Annotated in this window: 14 protein-coding genes, 1 tRNA gene and 1 other annotated feature (1 of these 16 cut by a window edge); of the genes, 12 read left to right on the top strand and 3 right to left on the bottom strand. The window is 37.6% G+C overall.

Annotated features, from left to right (window positions below; genetic code table 11):
• The first annotated feature begins 25 nt into the window (after positions 1 to 25).
• From glnA to IGL49_RS07965, 12 genes are all read left to right on the top strand, one after another.
• Positions 26 to 1,366, top strand: coding sequence for a type I glutamate--ammonia ligase (gene glnA, locus IGL49_RS08020; protein WP_104853747.1), 1,341 nt, complete (start codon positions 26 to 28; stop codon positions 1,364 to 1,366).
• Between the two features lie 258 nt (positions 1,367 to 1,624).
• A complete protein-coding gene (nifJ, locus tag IGL49_RS08015; protein ID WP_164982850.1) occupies positions 1,625 to 5,356 on the top strand; it encodes a pyruvate:ferredoxin (flavodoxin) oxidoreductase in 3,732 nt (1,243 codons plus the stop codon).
• Positions 5,357 to 5,552: 196 nt separating this feature from the next.
• Positions 5,553 to 6,437, top strand: a complete 885-nt coding sequence (cdaA, locus tag IGL49_RS08010; protein ID WP_002389035.1) for a diadenylate cyclase CdaA — start codon at positions 5,553 to 5,555, stop codon at positions 6,435 to 6,437.
• The gene (locus tag IGL49_RS08005) at positions 6,434 to 7,597 is read left to right on the top strand and encodes a CdaR family protein (protein WP_002374494.1); all 1,164 of its coding nucleotides are present in this window, start codon (positions 6,434 to 6,436) and stop codon (positions 7,595 to 7,597) included. Before cdaA ends, IGL49_RS08005 begins: the two co-directional genes overlap by 4 nt.
• Positions 7,590 to 8,945, top strand: a complete 1,356-nt coding sequence (gene glmM / locus IGL49_RS08000) for a phosphoglucosamine mutase (RefSeq protein WP_104853749.1) — start codon at positions 7,590 to 7,592, stop codon at positions 8,943 to 8,945. Before IGL49_RS08005 ends, glmM begins: the two co-directional genes overlap by 8 nt.
• Positions 8,946 to 9,173: 228 nt before the next feature.
• A complete protein-coding gene (locus IGL49_RS07995) occupies positions 9,174 to 9,725 on the top strand; it encodes an ECF-type riboflavin transporter substrate-binding protein (RefSeq protein WP_002356937.1) in 552 nt (183 codons plus the stop codon).
• Positions 9,726 to 9,825: 100 nt separating this feature from the next.
• Positions 9,826 to 11,532, top strand: coding sequence for an ABC transporter ATP-binding protein (locus tag IGL49_RS07990; RefSeq protein ID WP_104853750.1), 1,707 nt, complete (start codon positions 9,826 to 9,828; stop codon positions 11,530 to 11,532).
• Positions 11,529 to 12,362 carry an energy-coupling factor transporter transmembrane component T family protein gene (locus IGL49_RS07985; RefSeq protein WP_104853751.1) on the top strand — a complete coding sequence of 278 codons (834 nt, stop codon included), beginning with the start codon at positions 11,529 to 11,531 and terminating at the stop codon, positions 12,360 to 12,362. Before IGL49_RS07990 ends, IGL49_RS07985 begins: the two co-directional genes overlap by 4 nt.
• A gap of 442 nt (positions 12,363 to 12,804) precedes the next feature.
• Positions 12,805 to 14,613 carry a glutamine--fructose-6-phosphate transaminase (isomerizing) gene (glmS, locus tag IGL49_RS07980; RefSeq protein WP_104853752.1) on the top strand — a complete coding sequence of 603 codons (1,809 nt, stop codon included), beginning with the start codon at positions 12,805 to 12,807 and terminating at the stop codon, positions 14,611 to 14,613.
• Positions 14,614 to 14,994: 381 nt separating this feature from the next.
• Entirely contained in the window at positions 14,995 to 16,233 is a 1,239-nt protein-coding gene (locus IGL49_RS07975) for an aminoacyltransferase (protein WP_240185120.1), read from the top strand.
• 48 nt (positions 16,234 to 16,281) lie between these two features.
• The gene (locus IGL49_RS07970; RefSeq protein WP_002359936.1) at positions 16,282 to 16,572 is read left to right on the top strand and encodes a hypothetical protein; all 291 of its coding nucleotides are present in this window, start codon (positions 16,282 to 16,284) and stop codon (positions 16,570 to 16,572) included.
• A gap of 89 nt (positions 16,573 to 16,661) precedes the next feature.
• Complete coding sequence (locus IGL49_RS07965; RefSeq protein WP_104853754.1) at positions 16,662 to 17,627, top strand: hypothetical protein; 966 nt, start codon at positions 16,662 to 16,664, stop codon at positions 17,625 to 17,627.
• Positions 17,628 to 17,714: 87 nt separating this feature from the next.
• Here the strand turns inward: IGL49_RS07965 and IGL49_RS07960 are convergent, their stop codons facing one another.
• The 3 genes from IGL49_RS07960 to IGL49_RS07950 all read right to left on the bottom strand — a co-directional run bounded on the left by IGL49_RS07960 (position 17,715) and on the right by IGL49_RS07950 (position 19,828).
• A complete protein-coding gene (locus IGL49_RS07960) occupies positions 17,715 to 17,894 on the bottom strand; it encodes a hypothetical protein (protein WP_002383739.1) in 180 nt (59 codons plus the stop codon).
• A 213-nt stretch (positions 17,895 to 18,107) separates the two neighbouring features.
• Positions 18,108 to 19,598, bottom strand: coding sequence for a glucosyltransferase domain-containing protein (locus IGL49_RS07955; RefSeq protein ID WP_104853755.1), 1,491 nt, complete (start codon positions 19,596 to 19,598; stop codon positions 18,108 to 18,110).
• Between the two features lie 157 nt (positions 19,599 to 19,755).
• Positions 19,756 to 19,828, bottom strand: a tRNA-Thr gene (locus IGL49_RS07950).
• Positions 19,829 to 20,091: 263 nt separating this feature from the next.
• Positions 20,092 to 20,096, top strand: a binding site (T-box leader); it runs 241 nt beyond the window's last position.

Below are 20,096 nucleotides of genomic sequence, written 5' to 3'. Positions count from 1 at the left end.
AAAATGAAGGATGGGGATCAGACCGATGACAAGAAAAGCTAAAACGGCAGAAGAGATTAAACATATTGCAGAAGAAGAAAACGTACGTTTTTTACGACTAATGTTTACCGACATTATGGGAACAATTAAAAATGTTGAAGTTCCTGTGAGTCAGCTAGACAAAGTATTAGATAATAAAATGATGTTTGATGGGTCATCCATTGAAGGATTTGTTCGTATCGAAGAAAGTGACATGTATTTATATCCTGATCTATCTACATGGATGATTTTTCCGTGGGAAAGCGACCATGGAAAAGTTGCGCGCTTAATTTGTGATATTTACAATCCTGATGGTACCCCTTTTGCCGGAGATCCCCGCGGTAATTTAAAACGTGCCTTAGCAGATATGGAAGAATTAGGCTTTACTTCATTTAACTTAGGACCAGAACCAGAATTTTTCCTATTTAAATTAGATGAGAATGGTGAAATTACCACTGACTTGAATGATAAAGGTGGCTATTTTGATTTTGCGCCAACCGATTTAGGTGAAAATTGTCGCCGTGATATTGTTTTAGAGTTAGAAAGTTTAGGCTTTGAAGTGGAAGCTTCGCATCATGAAGTAGCACCTGGTCAACATGAAATTGACTTTAAATATGCTGATGTAGTTGATGCTTGTGACAATATTCAAACGTTCAAGCTAGTTGTGAAAACTATTGCGCGCAAACATGGCTTGCACGCAACATTTATGCCAAAACCTTTATTTGGGATTAATGGTTCTGGCATGCACTGCAATATGTCATTATTTAATGAAGAAGGTAATGTTTTTTATGACGAGTCAGGAGAGATGGGCTTAAGCCAAACTGCGTATCATTTCTTAGGTGGTTTATTAAAACATGCCCGTGCCTATACTGCGGTATGTAACCCAACAGTGAACTCTTATAAACGCTTGGTACCAGGTTATGAAGCACCTGTTTATGTAGCTTGGAGCGGCAGAAATCGTTCACCACTCATTCGAGTTCCTGAGTCTCGTGGTTTATCGACTCGTTTAGAGTTACGTTCTGTCGATCCTTCAGCGAATCCGTATTTAACAATGGCAGTCTTATTACAAGCAGGTTTGGATGGTATTCGTAATGAACTTACGCCACCGCCAGCGGTTGATCGTAACATTTATGTGATGAATGAGGAAGAACGTCAACATGCACAAATTGAAGATTTACCATCAACCTTACACAATGCCATCAAAGAATTACGTAAAGATCAAGTAATGATTGATGCATTAGGTCGTCACATTTTTGCCAATTTTGTAGAAGCAAAACGAATGGAATGGGCAGCCTTCCGTCAAACCGTTTCTGAATGGGAAAGAGAACAATATTTGGAGTTGTACTAAAAGCCGTTACTCTTAATAATCTTAATGTTTAGAAAGAGGGGGATAAGTCGAAACGCTTATCTCCCTCTTTCATTCTTTAGTTTGTGAACGAATAGATAATTTCTATTTCACAAAATAAAGTAATTTTAATTCAGTGAAATAGTTTGTTTATAGGTGATAAAGTGGTTTTTTTCTCAATTTCTTTTTTATTTTTAAGCAAAAAAATTGACAAAATCTTTCATAATTTGTGAAATTCCGCTATAATAAACAAGAATATGCGTGCAACTATTCTATTTTTTAGATATAAAGGATGAGAAAAACATGCGGAAAATGAAAACAATGGATGGGAATGCTGCAGCAGCTTATATTTCCTACGCCTTTACAGAATTAGCAGCCATTTATCCAATAACACCAAGTTCAACAATGGCTGAGCTTGTTGATCAGTGGTCGGCCGAAGGTAAGAAAAATATCTTTGGTCAACCTGTGAAAGTAGTCGAAATGCAATCAGAAGCTGGTGCTGCCGGCGTGGTCCATGGCTCTTTAAAAACAGGCGCGCTTACCACGACCTATACGGCTTCACAAGGGTTACTTTTAATGATTCCTAATATGTACAAAATAGCTGGAGAACTATTACCATCTGTTTTTCATGTGGCGAGCCGAGCTTTAACTACGAATGCTTTAAATATTTTTGGTGATCAAGGAGACGTAATGGCCGCACGCCAAACAGGCTTTGCTATGTTGTCAGAAAGCAGTGTGCAAGAAGTGATGGATTTGGCACCAGTGGCTCACTTGGCTTCGATTGAAGCGAGTGTTCCATTTATGAACTTTTTTGATGGCTTTAGAACAAGTCATGAAATTCAAAAAGTGGCAGTTCTTGACTATGAAGAATTAGCACCCTTAGTAAATCAAGAAAAATTAGCCGAATTTCGTCGTCGGAGCATGAACCCGAATCACCCTTCCGTTAGTGGAATGAACCAAAATCCAGATATTCACTTTCAACAACGAGAAACAATAAATCCTTATTATGAAAAATTACCTGGTATTGTTCAAAAATATATGACAGAAATTAATCGATTACGGGGCACCAATTATGATTTGGTGACGTACTATGGCGCAGAAGATGCAGAAGAAGTGATTGTCACAATGGGTTCAGTTGCACAAACAATTGAACAGACGGTTGATTATTTACAACAACAAGGAAGAAAAGTCGGCTTCCTTAATATCCATCTCTATCGACCATTTCCAATTGAAACATTTCTCGAAAAAATACCACAATCAGTTAAAGCAATTGCTGTTTTGGATCGGACGAAAGAGCCTGGTGCTGGTGGCGAACCGTTATTATTGGATGTCCAAAGTGCGATGTATGAAGCGGACATTCGCCCAACAATTATTGGTGGGCGTTATGGTTTAGGTTCTAAAGATGTACTGCCAAATCAGATTGTTGCGGTTTTTGATGAATTGATGAAAGAACGTTCTGCCATGAAGAAGCGCTTTACAATTGGGATTGATGATGATTTAACTTATACTTCATTAGAAGTTGGCAAACCACTTGATTTGACGAATCCGAAAACCTATCAAGCTAAATTTTGGGGCTTTGGTTCTGATGGGACAGTAGGGGCGAACAAGTCAGCAATTAAGATTATCGGTGATCATACAGACAAGTATGCACAAGGCTTTTTCTATTATGATTCAAAAAAATCAGGCGGGTTGACCGTTTCTCATTTACGTTTTGGCGAGACACCCATTCGCTCAACGTACCTCATTGAACATTCTGATTTTGTGGCCTGTCATACAGCCGCTTATTTGCATACCTATGATTTAGTAAAAGGGTTAAAAAAAGGCGGTACTTTCCTCTTAAATACCATTTGGAATGATGAACAATTAGCACGATTTTTACCAAATCAATTAAAACGGTATCTAGCTGAAAATGAGATTCAGTTTTATACAATCAATGCAGTGAAATTAGCTAGTGAAGTCGGACTAGGCGGGCGAATTAATACCGCGATGGAAACAGCTTTCTTCAAATTAGCGGAAATTATGCCTTTTGAGCAAGTGTTGCCAATTTTAAAAGAAGAAGCACTGAAAAGTTATGGTCATAAGTCCATGAAAGTTGTCGAAAAAAATATTCAAGCAATCGACAAGACCGTTGAATTGTTGCATCAGGTACCTGTTCCAGCAGAGTGGAGAACGCTTGAAGTTCAACCGCGAAAACGTTCAGAAAATGTTAGTGATTTTGTTCATGAAATTGTTGAACCGATTAATCGTCAAGAAGGCAATGCGTTATCTGTTGCGACACTAGCGAAAAATGGGATGACCGATGGGCGGATGCCTTTGGGAACTGCAGCAGTTGAAAAACGTGGAGTTGCATTAGAAGTACCTGAGTGGATTAGCGATCGATGTACTATGTGTAATGAGTGTGCCTTTGTATGTCCCCATGCGGCGATACGACCATTCTTAGCCGATGAAGAAGAAATGACCGAAGCTCCAGAAGGATTCATTGTGCGTGATCTACGTGGTGCCGACGGCTTGAAGTATCGTATCCAAGTCTCAGTCAAAGATTGTACTGGCTGTGGTCTTTGTGTGGAAGCCTGTCCAGCTAAAGGCAAAGCTTTAGTAATGAAACCTTATGAAGAAGAAAAAGAGCAGGCTATGAACTGGGCGTTTGCGATGACGTTACGTCAAAAGGAAAATCCAGCAAAACCGAATACTGTTTTAGGTTCGCAATTTAATAAACCTTTATTAGAGTTTTCTGGTGCTTGTTCTGGTTGCGGCGAAACGCCTTATGTTAAATTATTGACGCAAATGTTTGGTGACCGAATGATGATTGCTAATGCCACAGGTTGCTCATCGATTTGGGGTGCTGCAGCGGGGGTGACACCGTACACTACTAATGAACAAGGACAAGGTCCAGCTTGGTCTAATTCTCTTTTAGAGGATAATGCCGAGTTTGGCTATGGTATGTTGTTAGCAACGCAAGCACGTCGCGAACGTTTGGCTAGTAAAATGACCAAAGCTTTTTCTGTAGCTAGTGACTCGTTGCGTCTATTGATGGAAGATTGGATAGCACATCTGTCCGAAAGTGAAGGTACGCAACAACGTGCAGCTAAATTACGTGCAGCTTTGCTTGAAGAAAAAACGAATCAACTTTTATTGGAGGCAATTTATGACGATCAAGATCTTTTTGTCAAACCAAGTCAGTGGATGATTGGTGGGGACGGCTGGGCTTACGATATTGGCTACGGCGGGATTGACCACGTGTTAGCCAGTGGTGCGGATGTGAATATGTTAGTTCTAGATAATGAAGTCTATTCCAACACAGGCGGCCAAACTTCCAAAGCAACTCCTGCATCAGCGATTGCGAAATTCGCTGCCAGTGGGAAATATGCCTCTAAAAAAGATTTAGGGATGATGGCAATGACTTATGAAAATGTCTATGTCGCTCAAATTGCTTCAGGTGCAAACCAAATGCAGACGATTAAAGCTTTTGAAGAAGCAGAAAAATTCCCTGGACCATCGATTATTATTGCTTATACACCATGTATTACACATGGTTTAGCAGGTGGGATGAGTCAAACGTTGAAAGAAGCGAAAGACGCAGTTCATTCAGGTTACTGGTCTTTATATCGCTATAATCCATTATTGCGAGAAAAAGGCAAAGAACCAATGACACTGGATTTCAAAAAACCAGATTTTTCATTAATGAAAGAGTTTATGCGCCAACAAGTTCGCTTTGCATCCTTAGAATCTAGTCAACCAGATACAGCGGAATTGTTATTTAATAAAACAATTAATGATGCTAAGAGACGGTTCTATAATTATGCTCGTTTAGCTGGTCAAGAAGAAAAAATTCGAGCAAAACTTGAAAAACAGAGTGAACCAGAAATAAATGCATCGGAGAAAGAGAAACCGCGAGTGAAAAAAGAACGCGTAGTTGATCCGGAAGCGGAAGCGAGAAGGGCTGCCCGCCGTGCAGAACGAGCAGCCAAGAGAAAACAACGTGAGCAAGATTAAATAGAAATCAAAAAAACGTGTCTGAGCTTTTTACTTGGACACGTTTTTTAGTTAGAAATGCGATTTTTTGATGAAAAATTTCAAGTTATTTGAAAAAGTTCCTAAATTTTTTTGATGTTTCCGCTTGCGTTCTGTGATGAAAGAAAATAATGTGGTATACTTGTTAGGAAATCTTGAGAGAGAAGTGAGGGGTATGATGTCGTTTCAATTGAATCAATTATTAGATTTGAATTATTGGCAGCAAGTCATCTCAACGGATTTCTTATCTAAGGATTTTGTTATCAATATCATAGATATCCTAGTCGTATGGTACCTCGTTTACAAATTAATCATGCTTGTTCGTGGAACAAAAGCAGTCCAACTATTAAAAGGGGTCGCTGTTTTTATCATTATCCGCATTCTAAGTGAGATAATTGGTCTACATACATTATCTTGGTTAATGAATCAAGTCATCATGTATGGTGTAATCGCCGCGGTTGTTATTTTTCAACCGGAAGTGCGAAGAGGGCTGGAACATCTAGGGAGAAGTTCGTTTTTCCGCCCGAATAAAGGTGCGCAACAAGAAGATGAGCGTATTATTCAGGCCTTTGACAAAGCCATTCAGTACATGTCAAAACGGAAAATTGGTGCTTTGATAACCATTGAACGCAATACTGGTTTAGATGAATACATTGAGACAGGTATTGATTTGGATGCCGATATTACTGGTGAATTACTGATTAATATTTTCATTCCAAATACACCACTACATGATGGTGCAGTGATTATCAAAAATGAAAAAATTGCTGTTGCTAGTGCGTATTTACCGCTATCAGAAAGCAATTTAATTCCAAAAGAATTTGGAACGCGCCATAGAGCCGCAGTCGGTATCAGTGAAGTCAGTGATGCCATTACGATTGTTGTTTCTGAAGAAACTGGTGACGTTAGTTTGACGTTGAACAATGAATTAATTCCTGGTCTAACGCAAGAAGAGTATTTAACAATTTTGCGTAAGGAGTTAATTTCGGAATCATCGGAAGATAAAAAAAGTGCTTTGCAGCATTTTATCGATGATGTAACAAAGGGGGTTAAACGCAAATGAGAAAAGCCTCCCAAAAAAGCTGGTTTAATGGTTTGCTTTCATTGCTATTTGCATTGTTGTTATTTTTTAATGCCAATGCAACAGGCAATAATCCCTCCAATTCAGGTTCAAGCCAAACGTATAGTGAAACACTGAATAATATTCCTGTCCAAGTCCAATACGATAAAGACAAATATTATGTCTCTGGATTTGAAGAGAGTGTAAATGTTCATTTACGTAGTGCGAACCGCATTCAATTAAACATGGAATCAAATGCTGACACACGAAATTTCCAAGTGGTCGCAGACTTAACCAAATTGCCATTAGGGACTTCGGAAGTACCCTTGACAGTTCGGGGACTAAGTTCAGCTGTTACAGCTGAAATTGAACCGAAAACAGTGACTGTAACGATTGAAAAGAGAGTAACAAAAAAATTCGATGTAGAAGCACAACTTTCTGATAACATTGAAAAAGAAGGCTACAAAGTAAAAAATATTTCTGTGGATCCAAAAACCGTAGAAGTAACAACTGGAGAAGAAACAGCGAAAGCAATTGACAAAGTGATTGCGCCAGTCTCAAGTGCCAAACAAACAATTGATACGATTAAACAAACGGTAAATGTCCAAGCGCTAGATGCCAAAGGTCAAGTCCTAAGTATCGAAAATCCAGCACCACAAGTCAAAGTAACAGTAGGCTTAACTGCGCCAACGAAAGATGTACCACTGAATGTTAGTATGACAGGTACGCCACCTGCTGGGATCGCTCATTACAATTATAGTTTATCAACGTACCAAGTTAGGGTCAGTGGCCCGCAATCAATTTTAGATACGCTAGAATCAATTGAGGTACCGGTAGATATTTCTGATATTCGCAAAGAAACAAAACAATCAGTGACTATTCCCGTTAATGGAGAATACGTAGTTACACCAGATGAGGTTGACGTTTCTTTGAGCCCCGTGTACAATCAACAACAGTCATCAAATACAAATGAAACTTCAGGGGAACCTGCAAGTTCAACAACGGTTGGCTCAGGTAGCCAAGCAGTACAACCAAGTACATCCAGTCAAGTAGAATCAAATACTTCTGAAACAACAAGTGAGGGATCAACAGTAGAAAGTACAACTGCTGGTTCAACTGAAAATACAGAGAATCAAGTGACTAAGGAGAATCAAAATGGGTAAATATTTTGGAACAGATGGTGTAAGAGGAATTGCAAATAAGGAGTTAACACCTGAATTAGCCTTTAAATTAGGGCGTTACGGTGGTTATGTGTTGAGTCAACATGAAGATAGTTCAAGAAAACCTCGTGTTCTTGTAGGCCGCGATACACGTATTTCAGGTGAGATGTTGGAACAAGCATTGATTGCTGGGTTATTATCAGTTGGGATTGAAGTTTTCCAATTAGGGGTGATTTCAACACCTGGTGTAGCATATCTAACTCGTTTACAAAAAGCATCCGCTGGCGTAATGATTTCAGCTTCACATAATCCTGCGGAAGACAATGGGATTAAGTTTTTTGGGGCAGACGGCTTCAAATTAGTAGACGATCAAGAAGCCGAAATTGAAGCATTGTTAGACGCAGAAGAAGATAATTTACCAAGACCTTCTGCAGAAGGCTTAGGCTCACTGGATGAATTTCCAGAAGGCTTACTAAAATATTCGCAATTTTTAGTTCAAAGTATTCCTGGCGATTTAGCAGATATGACTGTTTGTTTAGATGCTGCCAACGGAGCAACTGCAACAGCAGTCAATCGCGTCTTCGCAGATTTAGAGACAGATTTCTATACAATGGGAACAAGTCCGAATGGATTGAATATCAATGATGGTGTGGGTTCCACTCATCCTGAAGCTTTGGCAGAAATGGTAGTTGAAAAAGGCGCCGATGCTGGTTTGGCTTTCGATGGCGACGGCGATAGAATTATTGCAGTCGATGAATTAGGACGAATTATCGATGGTGATAAAATCATGTATATTTGTGCCAAATATTTAGCTGAGAAAAAACGTTTGAAAAAAGATACAATCGTTACAACAGTGATGAGTAATCTAGGTTTCCATAAAGCTGTAGAAGAAATTGGCTTAAAAGATGTGGTAACGCAAGTGGGTGATCGTTATGTTGTAGAAGAAATGCGTAAAAATGATTACAATTTTGGTGGCGAACAATCTGGTCACATGATCTTTTTAGATTACAACACAACAGGTGATGGCATGCTTTCAGGGATTCAATTGTTGAATGTTATGAAGCAAACGGGCAAAAAATTATCTGAATTAGCGGACGAAGTGACGATTTATCCACAAAAATTAGTCAATATTCGTGTCACAGATAAAAATGGTGCAATGGAAGTTCCGGCAATCAAAGCAGTTGTCGAACAAGCAGAAGCAGAAATGAATGGCGAAGGTCGTATTTTAGTTCGTCCTTCTGGAACAGAACCATTGTTACGTGTGATGGCCGAAGCGCCAACACAAGAAAAAGTTGATTATTACGTTGATAAAATTGCCGAAGTAGTACGTGCAGAAATCGGCGTTGAATAAGAACAAATTAGAAACCAGACACTTAATGCTAGCTTGCGTTAAGTGTCTGGTTTCTTTGTTGGAAATCAAAAAATAAAATAGCTAATAAGCTCTGTCTATCATTGACATAGAGCGGTTAAAAGGGTACTATTTTAGAAGTAAGATGCACCGCGTATCTTCTTTTTTTATTCGATAAAATCAAGAAGGGAGCGGCTGTAAATCAATGGAGTTATAGAATGGAGGAGCGAAATGAAAGAAAAAATGTCCGTCAAGACAATTGTAGCAATTGGAATTGGCTCTGCAGTTTTTGTTATTTTAGGTCGATTCGTTGTGATTCCAACTGGAATTCCTAATACGAACTTAGAAACGTCGTATCCATTTCTTGCCTTAATGTCAGTTGTTTTTGGACCAGTAGCTGGAGGGCTAATTGGTTTGATTGGTCACACGTTAAAAGATTTTACCACGTATGGTAGCGCTTGGTGGAGCTGGATTATTTGTTCAGGAATTATTGGTATTATTTTTGGCTTCGCTGGTCGTAAAATGGATCTTCAACATGGTGAATTTACAACAAATGACATGGTGCGTTTCAATATTTTCCAAGCGTTTGGTAATATCGTCGTTTGGGGCTTAATCGCGCCTAGTTTGGATATTTTGATTTATAGTGAACCCGCAAGTAAAGTGTTCACACAAGGAGTATTTGCGACTGTTTCAAATATTGTCGCTGTGGGTATTATTGGAACATTGTTGATGAAAGCTTATGCATCAACAAGAACAAAGAAAGGCAGTTTATCAAAAGATTAAGAAACTGTCGAAATAATTTAAATGGTTAAGGGTCTGCCCTAGTAATTACTTTGCTAATGCTCAGACCCTTTCTTTTATGGAGAAACTGAGGTGAGGCCGAATGAAAAAACCAATCATTACTTTTAATAATTTTTCCTTTCAATATCATAGCCAATCTGAACCAACATTAAAGGGGATTCAATTAACCATCTATGAAGGAGAAAAGGTTTTAATCGTTGGGCCTAGTGGTAGTGGTAAATCAACATTGGCGCAATGTATCAACGGGTTAATTCCCAATATTTATGAAGGTGAAATTCAAGGAACAGCTACGGTTGCTGGTAAAAATATCCAAGAAACAAGTCTGTTTGATCTGTCTTTTGATGTCGGAACTGTTTTGCAAGATACCGATGGGCAGTTTATCGGTTTAACGGTTGCTGAGGATATTGCTTTTGCTTTAGAAAACGATGCAGTTGTACAAGCAGAAATGAAAAAGGCGGTCCACAAATGGTCCGAGATTGTTGAGCTGAATCAGTTATTGCAACACCGTCCACAAGATTTGTCAGGTGGTCAAAAACAACGTGTATCTATGGCGGGCGTTCTAATTAACCAATCAAAAATTTTACTTTTTGATGAACCTTTGGCTAATCTTGACCCACGAGCGGGACAAGAAACAATGACTTTGATTGACACCATTCAACAAGAAACAAAAGCGACTGTTTTAATAATAGAACATCGCTTAGAGGACGTTCTTTGCGAATCGGTTGATCGAATTATTGTCATGAATGAGGGCGCAATTATTTCTGATACAACGCCAGATGAATTGTTACGTCAAGATACGTTGACCCAACAAGGGATTCGTGAACCTTTGTACGTTACAGCCATGAAATATGCTGGGATTGATTTAACACAAGTTAGTCATTTAGACAAATTAGCCGAAGTATCAGGCGAAACGGTTTTGCCTAAAATGACACAGTGGTCTGTCCAACCTAGTTCAGTTAGTGCAGTCAAAGGAGCTGAACTATTGCGTTTGGAACAAGTGTCCTATCAATATGATCGTCACGGTGAAAAAGTGTTAGATGACTTCTCAGTAACTATTCATCATGGAGAAATGATCAGCATTGTAGGAAAAAATGGTGCCGGGAAGTCTACACTTTCTAAAATAATTTGCGGGTTCATCACGCCTCAATCGGGCAAGATTTTATGGGAAGGACAGGATTTTTCCAATTATTCAATCAAAGAACGTGCAGATAAAATTGGTTATGTGATGCAAAATCCCAATCAAATGATTTCTAAAAAAATGATTTTTGAAGAAGTAGCTTTAGGATTAGTTTTACGAGATGTGCCACAAGCAGAAATTGAGGAACGTGTGACGAATATTTTACATATTTGTGGGCTGTATCCCTTCCGGAACTGGCCGATTTCTGCATTGAGTTTTGGGCAGAAAAAACGGGTAACTATTGCATCGATCTTAGTTTTAGAACCTGAATTATTAATTTTAGATGAACCAACAGCTGGGCAAGATTTTAAGCATTATACAGAAATGATGACATTTTTAGAAGAGTTGAACCGCTTAGGTGTGACTATTTTAATGATCACTCACGATATGCACTTAATGTTGGAATATACAACACGTGCGTTAGTAGTTTGTGATGGACGTTTACTAGCAGATGCGACTCCAGTTGCTGTTTTAACAAATGAAAAATTAATTCAAGCAGCTTCTTTAAAAGAAACGAGCTTATTTACCTTTGCTAAAGCGTTAGGCTTGGAAAATCCCTTGCTATTTACAGAAAAATTTGTTGCTTACGATCGTGAGGTGCGTTTTGGATGAGTGAACGACAAATGTTAGGCTATCATCCTGATTCAACCTGGATTCATCGCTTAAATGGCACAAGCAAATTAGTCTTTTTAATCGTTGTCTCTGTTGCTTGTATGACCACTTATGATACTCGTTATTTGTTAGGAATGTCTGTGGTTTCGCTTGTTTTGTTAAAATTATCAAATATTAAATGGCATCAAATATCTTTTGTTATCAAATTTATTGCTATTTTTTCTTTGTTGAATATCTTAACGGTTTACCTTTTTGCACCTGAATATGGAGTTGATTTATATCAGTCACGTACCGTGATTTGGGAAGGAATCGGACGGTTTACTTTGACACAAGAAGAATTATTTTATGAATTTAATTTAGTTTTAAAATATTTCTGTACGATTCCATTAGCATTAATCTTTTTATTAACAACAAATCCTAGTGAATTTGCCTCCAGCTTGAATCGGATTGGTGTGAGTTATCGCATTAGTTATGCAGTAGCGCTGGCTATTCGTTATATTCCCGATATCCAAGAAGATTTTTTTAATATTTCTTTAGCACAACAAGCGCGAGGCTATGAGATGTCTAAAAAGGGGCGGTTAGGCCAACGAATCAAAGGCGTAGCACAAATCGTTTTACCCTTAATCCTATCTAGTTTAGATCGAATTGAAACTGTCAGCACCGCTATGGAATTAAGGCGTTTTGGTCAAAAGAAAAATCGAACGTGGTATGCGCAACAACCTTTTCATCTGCGTGATTTTTCGGTATTGATACTCGCCTTATGCCTATTAGGAATCAGTTTCTGGTTGTTCCATGTGAATGGTGGACGGTTTTATAATCCGTTCCAATAAATAACAAATTGATAAGGTTCTATAAATGGAGCGGATATTTTTTTATTATTAAGAATCTAGTACTTTCTCTTACTATGAGTGTACTAGATTCTTTTTTTACTATTGTAAAGAACTAGACCAATTTAATGTTTTTATATTTTTGTTGACAGGCACCACCTTTTAATTGTATGATTATTTATGTTTCTACTAAATATATTTATAAGGGAGGTATATAGACCAATATTGGATAGCGCCAGACCTGAACGTACAGGTGACGAGGAGAGAGCTTATCGAAGATTCGGCGGGTGGCTCTAGGGACTGCACTCTACAGATAACAAAGAAAAACTAATTGCGAAGTTAGAACAAAGCGGTTATCACGCAGGTAGAAACATATAATGGGATTTACTAGTTAAACAGGACCTAGTAAATACAGAATTTCAATTGGAAAGTAGGAATTAGCATTATGTGTGGAATTGTCGGAATGATTGGGAAAGAAAATGTCACGGAAAGTTTGATTCAAGGATTAACAAAATTGGAATATAGAGGCTATGATTCTGCTGGGATTTGTGTGAATGATCAAAGCCAACAGCCCCATGTAGTTAAGGCAGTTGGGGGCATTGCCGATTTAGCAGCAAAATTAACGCCAGAAATCGATGGAACAGTTGGTATTGGTCATACTCGTTGGGCCACTCATGGCGAACCAACTGTCGCCAATGCACATCCCCATGTTTCCAGCGATCAACGCTTTGCCTTAGTGCATAATGGTGTCATTGAAAACTTTGAAGAATTAAAAGAACAATTTTTAAGCAGTGCTCACTTAATTGGTGATACAGATACTGAAATCGTCGTTCAATTAATTGCTCATTTTGCTGAAAATGGTTTTTCAACAAAAGATGCTTTTAAAGCGGCTTTAGCCGAAATTAAAGGTTCATACGCTTTTGCATTAATGGATAAAATGGACCCCAATACTATCTACGTAGCGAAAAATAAGAGTCCGTTACTTATCGGTCTAGGTGAAGGCTTTAATGTGATTTGTAGTGACGCGATGGCGATGATTAAAGAAACCAATCAATTTGTTGAGATTGTTGATGGTGAAATTGTAACTGTTACAGCGGACAAAGTAGTAATCGAAACGCCAGAAGGACAAGTAATCAACCGAGAACCTTTTGAAGCGCAATTAGATTTAAATGACATTGAAAAAGGAACATATCCGTTTTATATGCTCAAAGAAATTGATGAACAACCTGCAGTGATGCGCAAAATTGTTCAAGCATATACTCAAGGCGAAAAAGTGACTTTAGATGAAGCGTTACTTGAGAAAATTAATCAATGTGACCGAATTTACATTATTGCTTGTGGAACAAGTTATAACGCAGGTTGGGTCGGAAAATCTTTAATTGAAACGATTGCCAGTATTCCTGTGGAAGTTCATTTATCAAGCGAATTTGGTTACAATATGCCTATTTTATCTGAAAAACCGTTCTTCATTTTCTTAAGTCAAAGTGGTGAAACGGCAGATAGTCGCCAAGTACTGGTACAGGTTAATGAATTAGGGCATCCATCACTGACATTAACAAATGTTGCTGGTTCAACATTATCACGTGAAGCGGACGATACCTTGTTATTACACGCAGGACCAGAAATTGCTGTCGCTTCCACCAAAGCTTATACTGCCCAAATCGCTGTCTTAGCTATTTTAGCAAAAGCAATTGGTGAAGAACGCCAAACATTAGCAGCCGTCTCATTTGATGTAGCTCACGAGTTGAGCGTGGTAGCGGCTGTCATGGAAACCTTGATTGATGAAAAACAACAAATGAAAGCCTTGGTGGAAGATTATCTGACGTATACTCGAAATGCCTTCTATATTGGGCGAGGAGTCGACTATTATGTGTCGATGGAAGCGGCCTTGAAGTTGAAAGAAATTTCCTACATTCAAGCAGAAGGCTTTGCGGCAGGTGAGTTGAAGCATGGAACGATTGCCTTAATTGAAGAAGGAACACCTGTGATTGGGATTGTGACAGATGCCAAAGTCGCAGCTCATACAAGAGGCAATTTAAAGGAAGTCGAGAGTCGTGGGGCAAGAAATATTGTGATTGCCTTGGAATCCTTGGCAAAACCACAAGACCAACTGATTATTCCAGATGTTCATCCGTTACTTTCTGCCTTAGTTAGCATTGTTCCAGGCCAATTATTAGCGTACTATGCAACCTTACAAAGAGGCTACGATGTTGATAAACCAAGGAACTTAGCCAAAAGTGTAACTGTTGAGTAAATTAAGAACCTAAGGTAAAGATGTTCAACGGATTCTCATAAGTTTTAATATCTGAGGTCGAGACAGAAGCAATGCGTAGTGTTGCTTCTGTTCCCGCCGTTTATCAGTTTTTGAGCGTGGAGCAAAAATCCAAAGTGATTTTTGTCCCACGCTCAAATATTTTTTATAAAAGAAAGATATTCAGTCAAAAATGAAAGATTCCAAAGAAATTCTTTTTTTCCGTTGAAAACTGTTTGCATTTTAGCAAAATTAGATATAATTAATAAGAACCGAAAAATAAGAATTAGCCAGTGAGGTAACTTTGTTTGAAAGAAAGCAAAAAGTAGGTTAAGCTGAAAAGTGCTAATTTATTTAACAAAAAAAGATTGTGAGTTGTTTGATATGGATCAGTTTAGTACATTAACTGAACAAGAATTTACTACCTTTGCAATGACACATCCTGCAGGTAACTTTTTAGAAACACCCGAAATGAAACATTTATTGGAACGACGTGGCTGGCATTGTGAATATGTTGGTGTCAAACGAGAAGGTCAATTAATTGCTGCGTGTATCCTAAGCAAGAAAAAAGTCAAAATTGGTCATGCTTTCGACATTGACGGCGGAATTTTGATGGATTATACAGATAAAAAATGTGTAGAAGCCTTTTTCACAGGCTTAAAAAAATATGTGAAAAAAAATGATGGCCTTTATTTAACCTTTACTCCAAATAAACAAATTTGTTTACGTGATTTTAATGGTGGTGAAGTTGAAAAGGTCAATCAAGAAACATTTGACTATTTCACATCAATTGGTTTTGAACACCAAGGGTTTGATGTGCACAATTTTGATGGCGCGCCACGTTGGCTGTTTGTCAAAGATATGGCTGGGTTAACAGAAGAAGATCTTTGGAAATCTTATGGAAAAGATGCTAAATATGACATCAAGAAAACATGGGAATATGGAGTAACAACCCGAGAACTTCGTTACGAAGAGTTACCTCTCTTTAAGAAATTAACGGAAGAAACAAGTGCACGACGTAATTTTGAAGATAAGGATTTAGCTTATTACCAAGCGGTTTATGAAGAGTTTGGCGAACGAGCGAAATTTATGGTGGCGGAACTAAACTTTGCTACTTATTTAGAAAATCTTCATGAGAAATTACGCAAATTACAAGAGACACTCAACGAAGTCAATGAAGCGTTAATTGCCAATCCTAAAAGCCGTAAAAAAAATAACCAGAAACGTGAATTCGAAGATGAAGTTCGTACCGTGCGCAAACGGATTGACGAAGCTAAAGAAATGAAAACATCAGATGAACCTGAAATTTTAGCAGGCGCCTTATTCATTGTTCATCCACAAGAAGTGGTTTACTTGTTTAGTGGTACGTATGAAAAATATAAACAATACTATGCACCGTATTTAATTCAACATAAAATGTTAACTTACACAGTAGAAAATAACATTCCCAAATATAATTTTTATGGCGTTGACGGTGTCTTTGATGGAAGTGATGGGGTTCTTAAATTCAAACAATCCTTTGGCGGTCATGTCGAAGAATTAATGGGTAATTTCCAATGGAAAGCCAAACCAATGAAATATGCCTTATACCATGCATTAAAAACAATTAAAGAAAAAGTCTAAAATTAAAACCTAATCCTTAAAAAGGAATGGACAAAGTGAGGCGTTTAAATGGAAAATCAAGTCGAGGTTATGACGTATGCACAGTTAAAAGAAATTATGCAGGCGTTAGAAGCAAACGAAGCGATTACTGAAGATACAAAAGTCTTTATTGATACAGGCTGGGATAGCGTGCAAGAAGTAGCACCAGACGCAGTCAGTATTGAAAAAGTTGCTAAATTTACAGTAGCAGATGTCTTAACAAACGAAAGTTTTGCTGGGTATAGTTTAGAAGAAAAGGCGGAGAAGATGAATGCTGAGGGCGACCTAGAAACGGCAATCATTATTCGTAATCTTTACTAAAAAAGTCCGTTTGAATAGTTAAAATCGGGACACTAGCCATTTAGGCAAGTGTCCCATCTGCTTTAAATAAGAAATAAAGGAGGTTAGATATGACTACCATTCATGAATTTCCAAAAAACTATGAACGTTTTATTGCACAAGGAGAAGAAGCGCTGGTAGAACATAATCAGCTAGCTGCTTTAGAAAATTTTCAACAAGCCTATCAGCTACAACAAACACCGCCAGTAAATCAAAAAATTGTCCAATTATTGTTGGAAATGGGTGAAGCTGACGAAGCACTAGCATTGGCAGAAGCGTTCCAAGAGTCTTATTTCGAGAACCTAAAAACAGCGGCAATTTATATGCAAATCTATAGTCAAAGTCGTCGCTTTATTGAAGGGTATATTTTATTAAAGCAATTACTTCAAACTAAAAAAATAACGCTAGCACAACAAAAAACGTTAGAGCAACAATTAATGCAAGTGGAAGAAGCGTATCAACAATTAGAAACGCAGCAAATTCAAGCAATCAAAAGGAACCTGTTAGTAAGCGATCAGTTGCCTGTTTATCAACAATTAGCGAATATTAAAACCAGTTTATATTTGCCTAAACCAGTATTTGTGGAAGTCGCAAAAGATTTAGTTATGAACCAAGCGCTTAGTTATTTTGCTCGGGAATGGTTTATTGAAGAATTAGCACTGTTGCAATTTTCAGAACCACTGACTTTTCTTTGGTATGACAATCAGCCTCAGACAGTCTTACTAGAAGGAAAAACTGGACCGTTAAATACACCGATCTATTCCAAAATTTGTACGGAACTTAGGAATCGTTTAGAAAATGATGATCCAATTATGCTGCAGCATTTGGAAGAAGAAATTCGGTTGCATCTTGCCTATTTGTATCCATTAGCAGAGACGGTTATTTCAGATCCAACTATCTGGGTCTTGGGTTATTTGGCAACCTATTATCCTGAATATATTGAAAAAGAATTGACTGAAGCAAAAAGCCATCAAATCGATGCTGTTCAAAATGTTCAACAGGCGATACGAACGGCTTTTACACAAATAATGCTTTAAAAAATGGCATGTCCTAAAAGCGAGGACGTGCCATTTTTGGGGTTTCAGAAATTTGCTGAATCTGCTCTAATTGCTTTTCTTGACTGATTATTGCGGATAATAGAAAAAAGCAAGACAGAAATAAGTAAAAAGAATTCCTTGAATCAAGCAAATCACAACGAACAATGGCGTTGCTCCTGGAAAAGAATCAGAAATCCGTGTAATTAAAAATTCAACTAACCATAAAATCATTGAAAATAAAAATAATTTTTTCTGACGAGTTCTCATAGTCCGCAACAACCTTTCTGGTGATTTTCACTTCTCTATCATAACATAGAAAACGAATTGTTTTTTTGCAAAAATTTTGTTACTTCATAAGAAAAATGAGAAATAAACAAGTTTCAGGAAGTAATAGCTGTATCCGAAAAGGATAGTTAATCCATCTTAATCAAACCATACAGTCACATTTATTGCAAAAGAAGTGTTTTTTGATGGAACAAATTATTTCATAAACACAAATATTTCTTTATTGTTTGCATAAATGTCATAAAAGTGATTACTTACTACTTTTTGATTTTTAGACATATCCGTATCGGTCAGTGGTGCCATCTCTACTCCTAAATTCGATGAAGTATTGAACCAAACGTAATTAGGGAAGTATAGACCGTCATTTGGTGGCACAATCTTTGAAAGAATTGGGTAGTTTCGACTTGTATTAGCATAAACAGTTGAATTTTTGAAAAACGTATTTAAATAAACTTTTTTTCGTTCGTTTGTTACAACATTTTTTAAATCATCTGTTAAAACAGCTGCTTGGCGGTTGAATGCCTCTTTTTGATAGTTTAATGTGGAAGAATACACCAAAACAAACGATAAAATATAATAAGAAAATAAGCTGGCCACAAGCAACGAAGTTAGATAAATTGCTTTCACTTGTCGATTGTTAAATAAACTTAACATGCTGATTGTAACGAAAACAGCAAATCCGTAAATATAGCGAGGCGCATCACCTGCGATATTTCTTGAATAGACAATAAAAATACCAAAACTTAAGAAAGAAGCAAGTCCTAAATACAAGATACAATAAAGGAAACTTAGGCCTAAGTTGATTTTGCTATTTGATAGATGACTAATAAAAAATAAAACAAGCAGTAGAAGCAGTAATAAAAGCCATAAACGATTACTTTGGTTCAATAGCTCTGAAAAATAATGGTAACTATTTTGATACGCCACACTGGGAATATCGTGCAAACTTGGTAAGGCCTGACTGCCCCCAATGTTGTTTGTTGCGGAAGGTACAAATTTTAACTCGATAAGGTAGCTGACTATAGAAAGTAGATAAGCGATAGCAGCAAGTGCGACTTTTTTACAAAGAGCGATGAAATTTTCTCCAGCAAGTAACTGCTTGAAAGTAAGGAATAAGACGATAACTATATAAATTCCTGACGAGGCTTGGTAAGTATTAAACATAACAAACAGCGAAAAGACAGAAACCAAGAAAAACGCAAAAGAATTACGCTGCCACCAATAAAAAGGAAGAAACGAACAAAAAATACTCAATGCCATATAGGGACTATCAAACCTGAAACTAAGACATTGGAGGAACCAAGGATTGAGGCCAATTAAAGTAGCTACTAAAGAGGAACCCCAGCTAATTTTTTGGTCATTGATGATATAAATAGCCAGTATGCTTGTGAGAGATAAGATAAGACCTGTTAGAATCGGTGTGGTCAAGCCCAGATCTGTTAAATGACGACTTCCTTGAACAAACCATGAGAGAAATTCACTGCCCCAACGTGCGTAAGTCGTACCAAAATCTGTCATTCCAGCGACTTGGCGAGCATTATCATCTAAGTAAGGGAAATTGATAACGCCGATGGATAAAACTGCCACTTGATAAATTAAAATGATCAATAGAAGATAGGTTTTATTTTCCATACACCAATTCTTCAAATCAAATTTTTTTGATTCTGTAGGTAATTGTTTCATCATTGTACTCCACTCCAATAATTATTTAACAATTAAAATATAACATAACGAGTGGAATGAAGAAATTGCTTTTGTTATTTTCTCATCTTGACAGAACACTAAGTGTGGGCAAAACAAAAAAATCCCAACTCTTTATTAAAGAGTTGGGATTTTACCAAAAAGCCACCTGCCGGGCTTGAACCGGCGACCCCCACCTTACCATGGTGGTGCTCTACCAACTGAGCTAAGGCGGCATTTTCAAAGGCTAAACTAACTCGAGGATTGCAATGAAGTGAAAACCATAGAGTTCACTTTCAAAGGCTAAACTACGAGGAGTAATCGTCAAAGATCCTTTTAAAAAATGGTACAAATCTCGTGCACAAGAAATAGAATAACGTATAGACGAAAGTTTGTCAATTGCTCTTTCGTAAAAAAAGAAAAATGATTTTTTTCTAAGAAAAACTGTTGACAATCTCTTTTTTCTCTAGTAAAGTGTAAATCAACATCACAGATAACTATTCA

Origin of the sequence: Enterococcus sp. DIV1337a (assembly GCF_051712285.1) — a bacterium.
In the GTDB taxonomy this organism is placed as follows: Bacteria; Bacillota; Bacilli; order Lactobacillales; family Enterococcaceae; genus Enterococcus; species Enterococcus faecalis.
Note: the sequence above shows the minus strand (reverse complement) of the source record. Positions and strands in the feature narration are given on the sequence as shown.

Coding starts and splice junctions, on each gene's coding strand:
- cdaA (WP_002389035.1), top strand. CDS start 5,553: ATGTCGTTTCAATTGAATCAATTATTAGATTTGAATTATTGGCAGCAA.
- IGL49_RS07995 (WP_002356937.1), top strand. CDS start 9,174: ATGAAAGAAAAAATGTCCGTCAAGACAATTGTAGCAATTGGAATTGGC.
- IGL49_RS07965 (WP_104853754.1), top strand. CDS start 16,662: ATGACTACCATTCATGAATTTCCAAAAAACTATGAACGTTTTATTGCA.
- glmS (WP_104853752.1), top strand. CDS start 12,805: ATGTGTGGAATTGTCGGAATGATTGGGAAAGAAAATGTCACGGAAAGT.
- IGL49_RS07990 (WP_104853750.1), top strand. CDS start 9,826: ATGAAAAAACCAATCATTACTTTTAATAATTTTTCCTTTCAATATCAT.
- glnA (WP_104853747.1), top strand. CDS start 26: ATGACAAGAAAAGCTAAAACGGCAGAAGAGATTAAACATATTGCAGAA.
- IGL49_RS07975 (WP_240185120.1), top strand. CDS start 14,995: ATGGATCAGTTTAGTACATTAACTGAACAAGAATTTACTACCTTTGCA.
- IGL49_RS07970 (WP_002359936.1), top strand. CDS start 16,282: ATGGAAAATCAAGTCGAGGTTATGACGTATGCACAGTTAAAAGAAATT.
- IGL49_RS07955 (WP_104853755.1), bottom strand. CDS start 19,598: ATGATGAAACAATTACCTACAGAATCAAAAAAATTTGATTTGAAGAAT.
- IGL49_RS07985 (WP_104853751.1), top strand. CDS start 11,529: ATGAGTGAACGACAAATGTTAGGCTATCATCCTGATTCAACCTGGATT.
- glmM (WP_104853749.1), top strand. CDS start 7,590: ATGGGTAAATATTTTGGAACAGATGGTGTAAGAGGAATTGCAAATAAG.
- IGL49_RS07960 (WP_002383739.1), bottom strand. CDS start 17,894: ATGAGAACTCGTCAGAAAAAATTATTTTTATTTTCAATGATTTTATGG.
- IGL49_RS08005 (WP_002374494.1), top strand. CDS start 6,434: ATGAGAAAAGCCTCCCAAAAAAGCTGGTTTAATGGTTTGCTTTCATTG.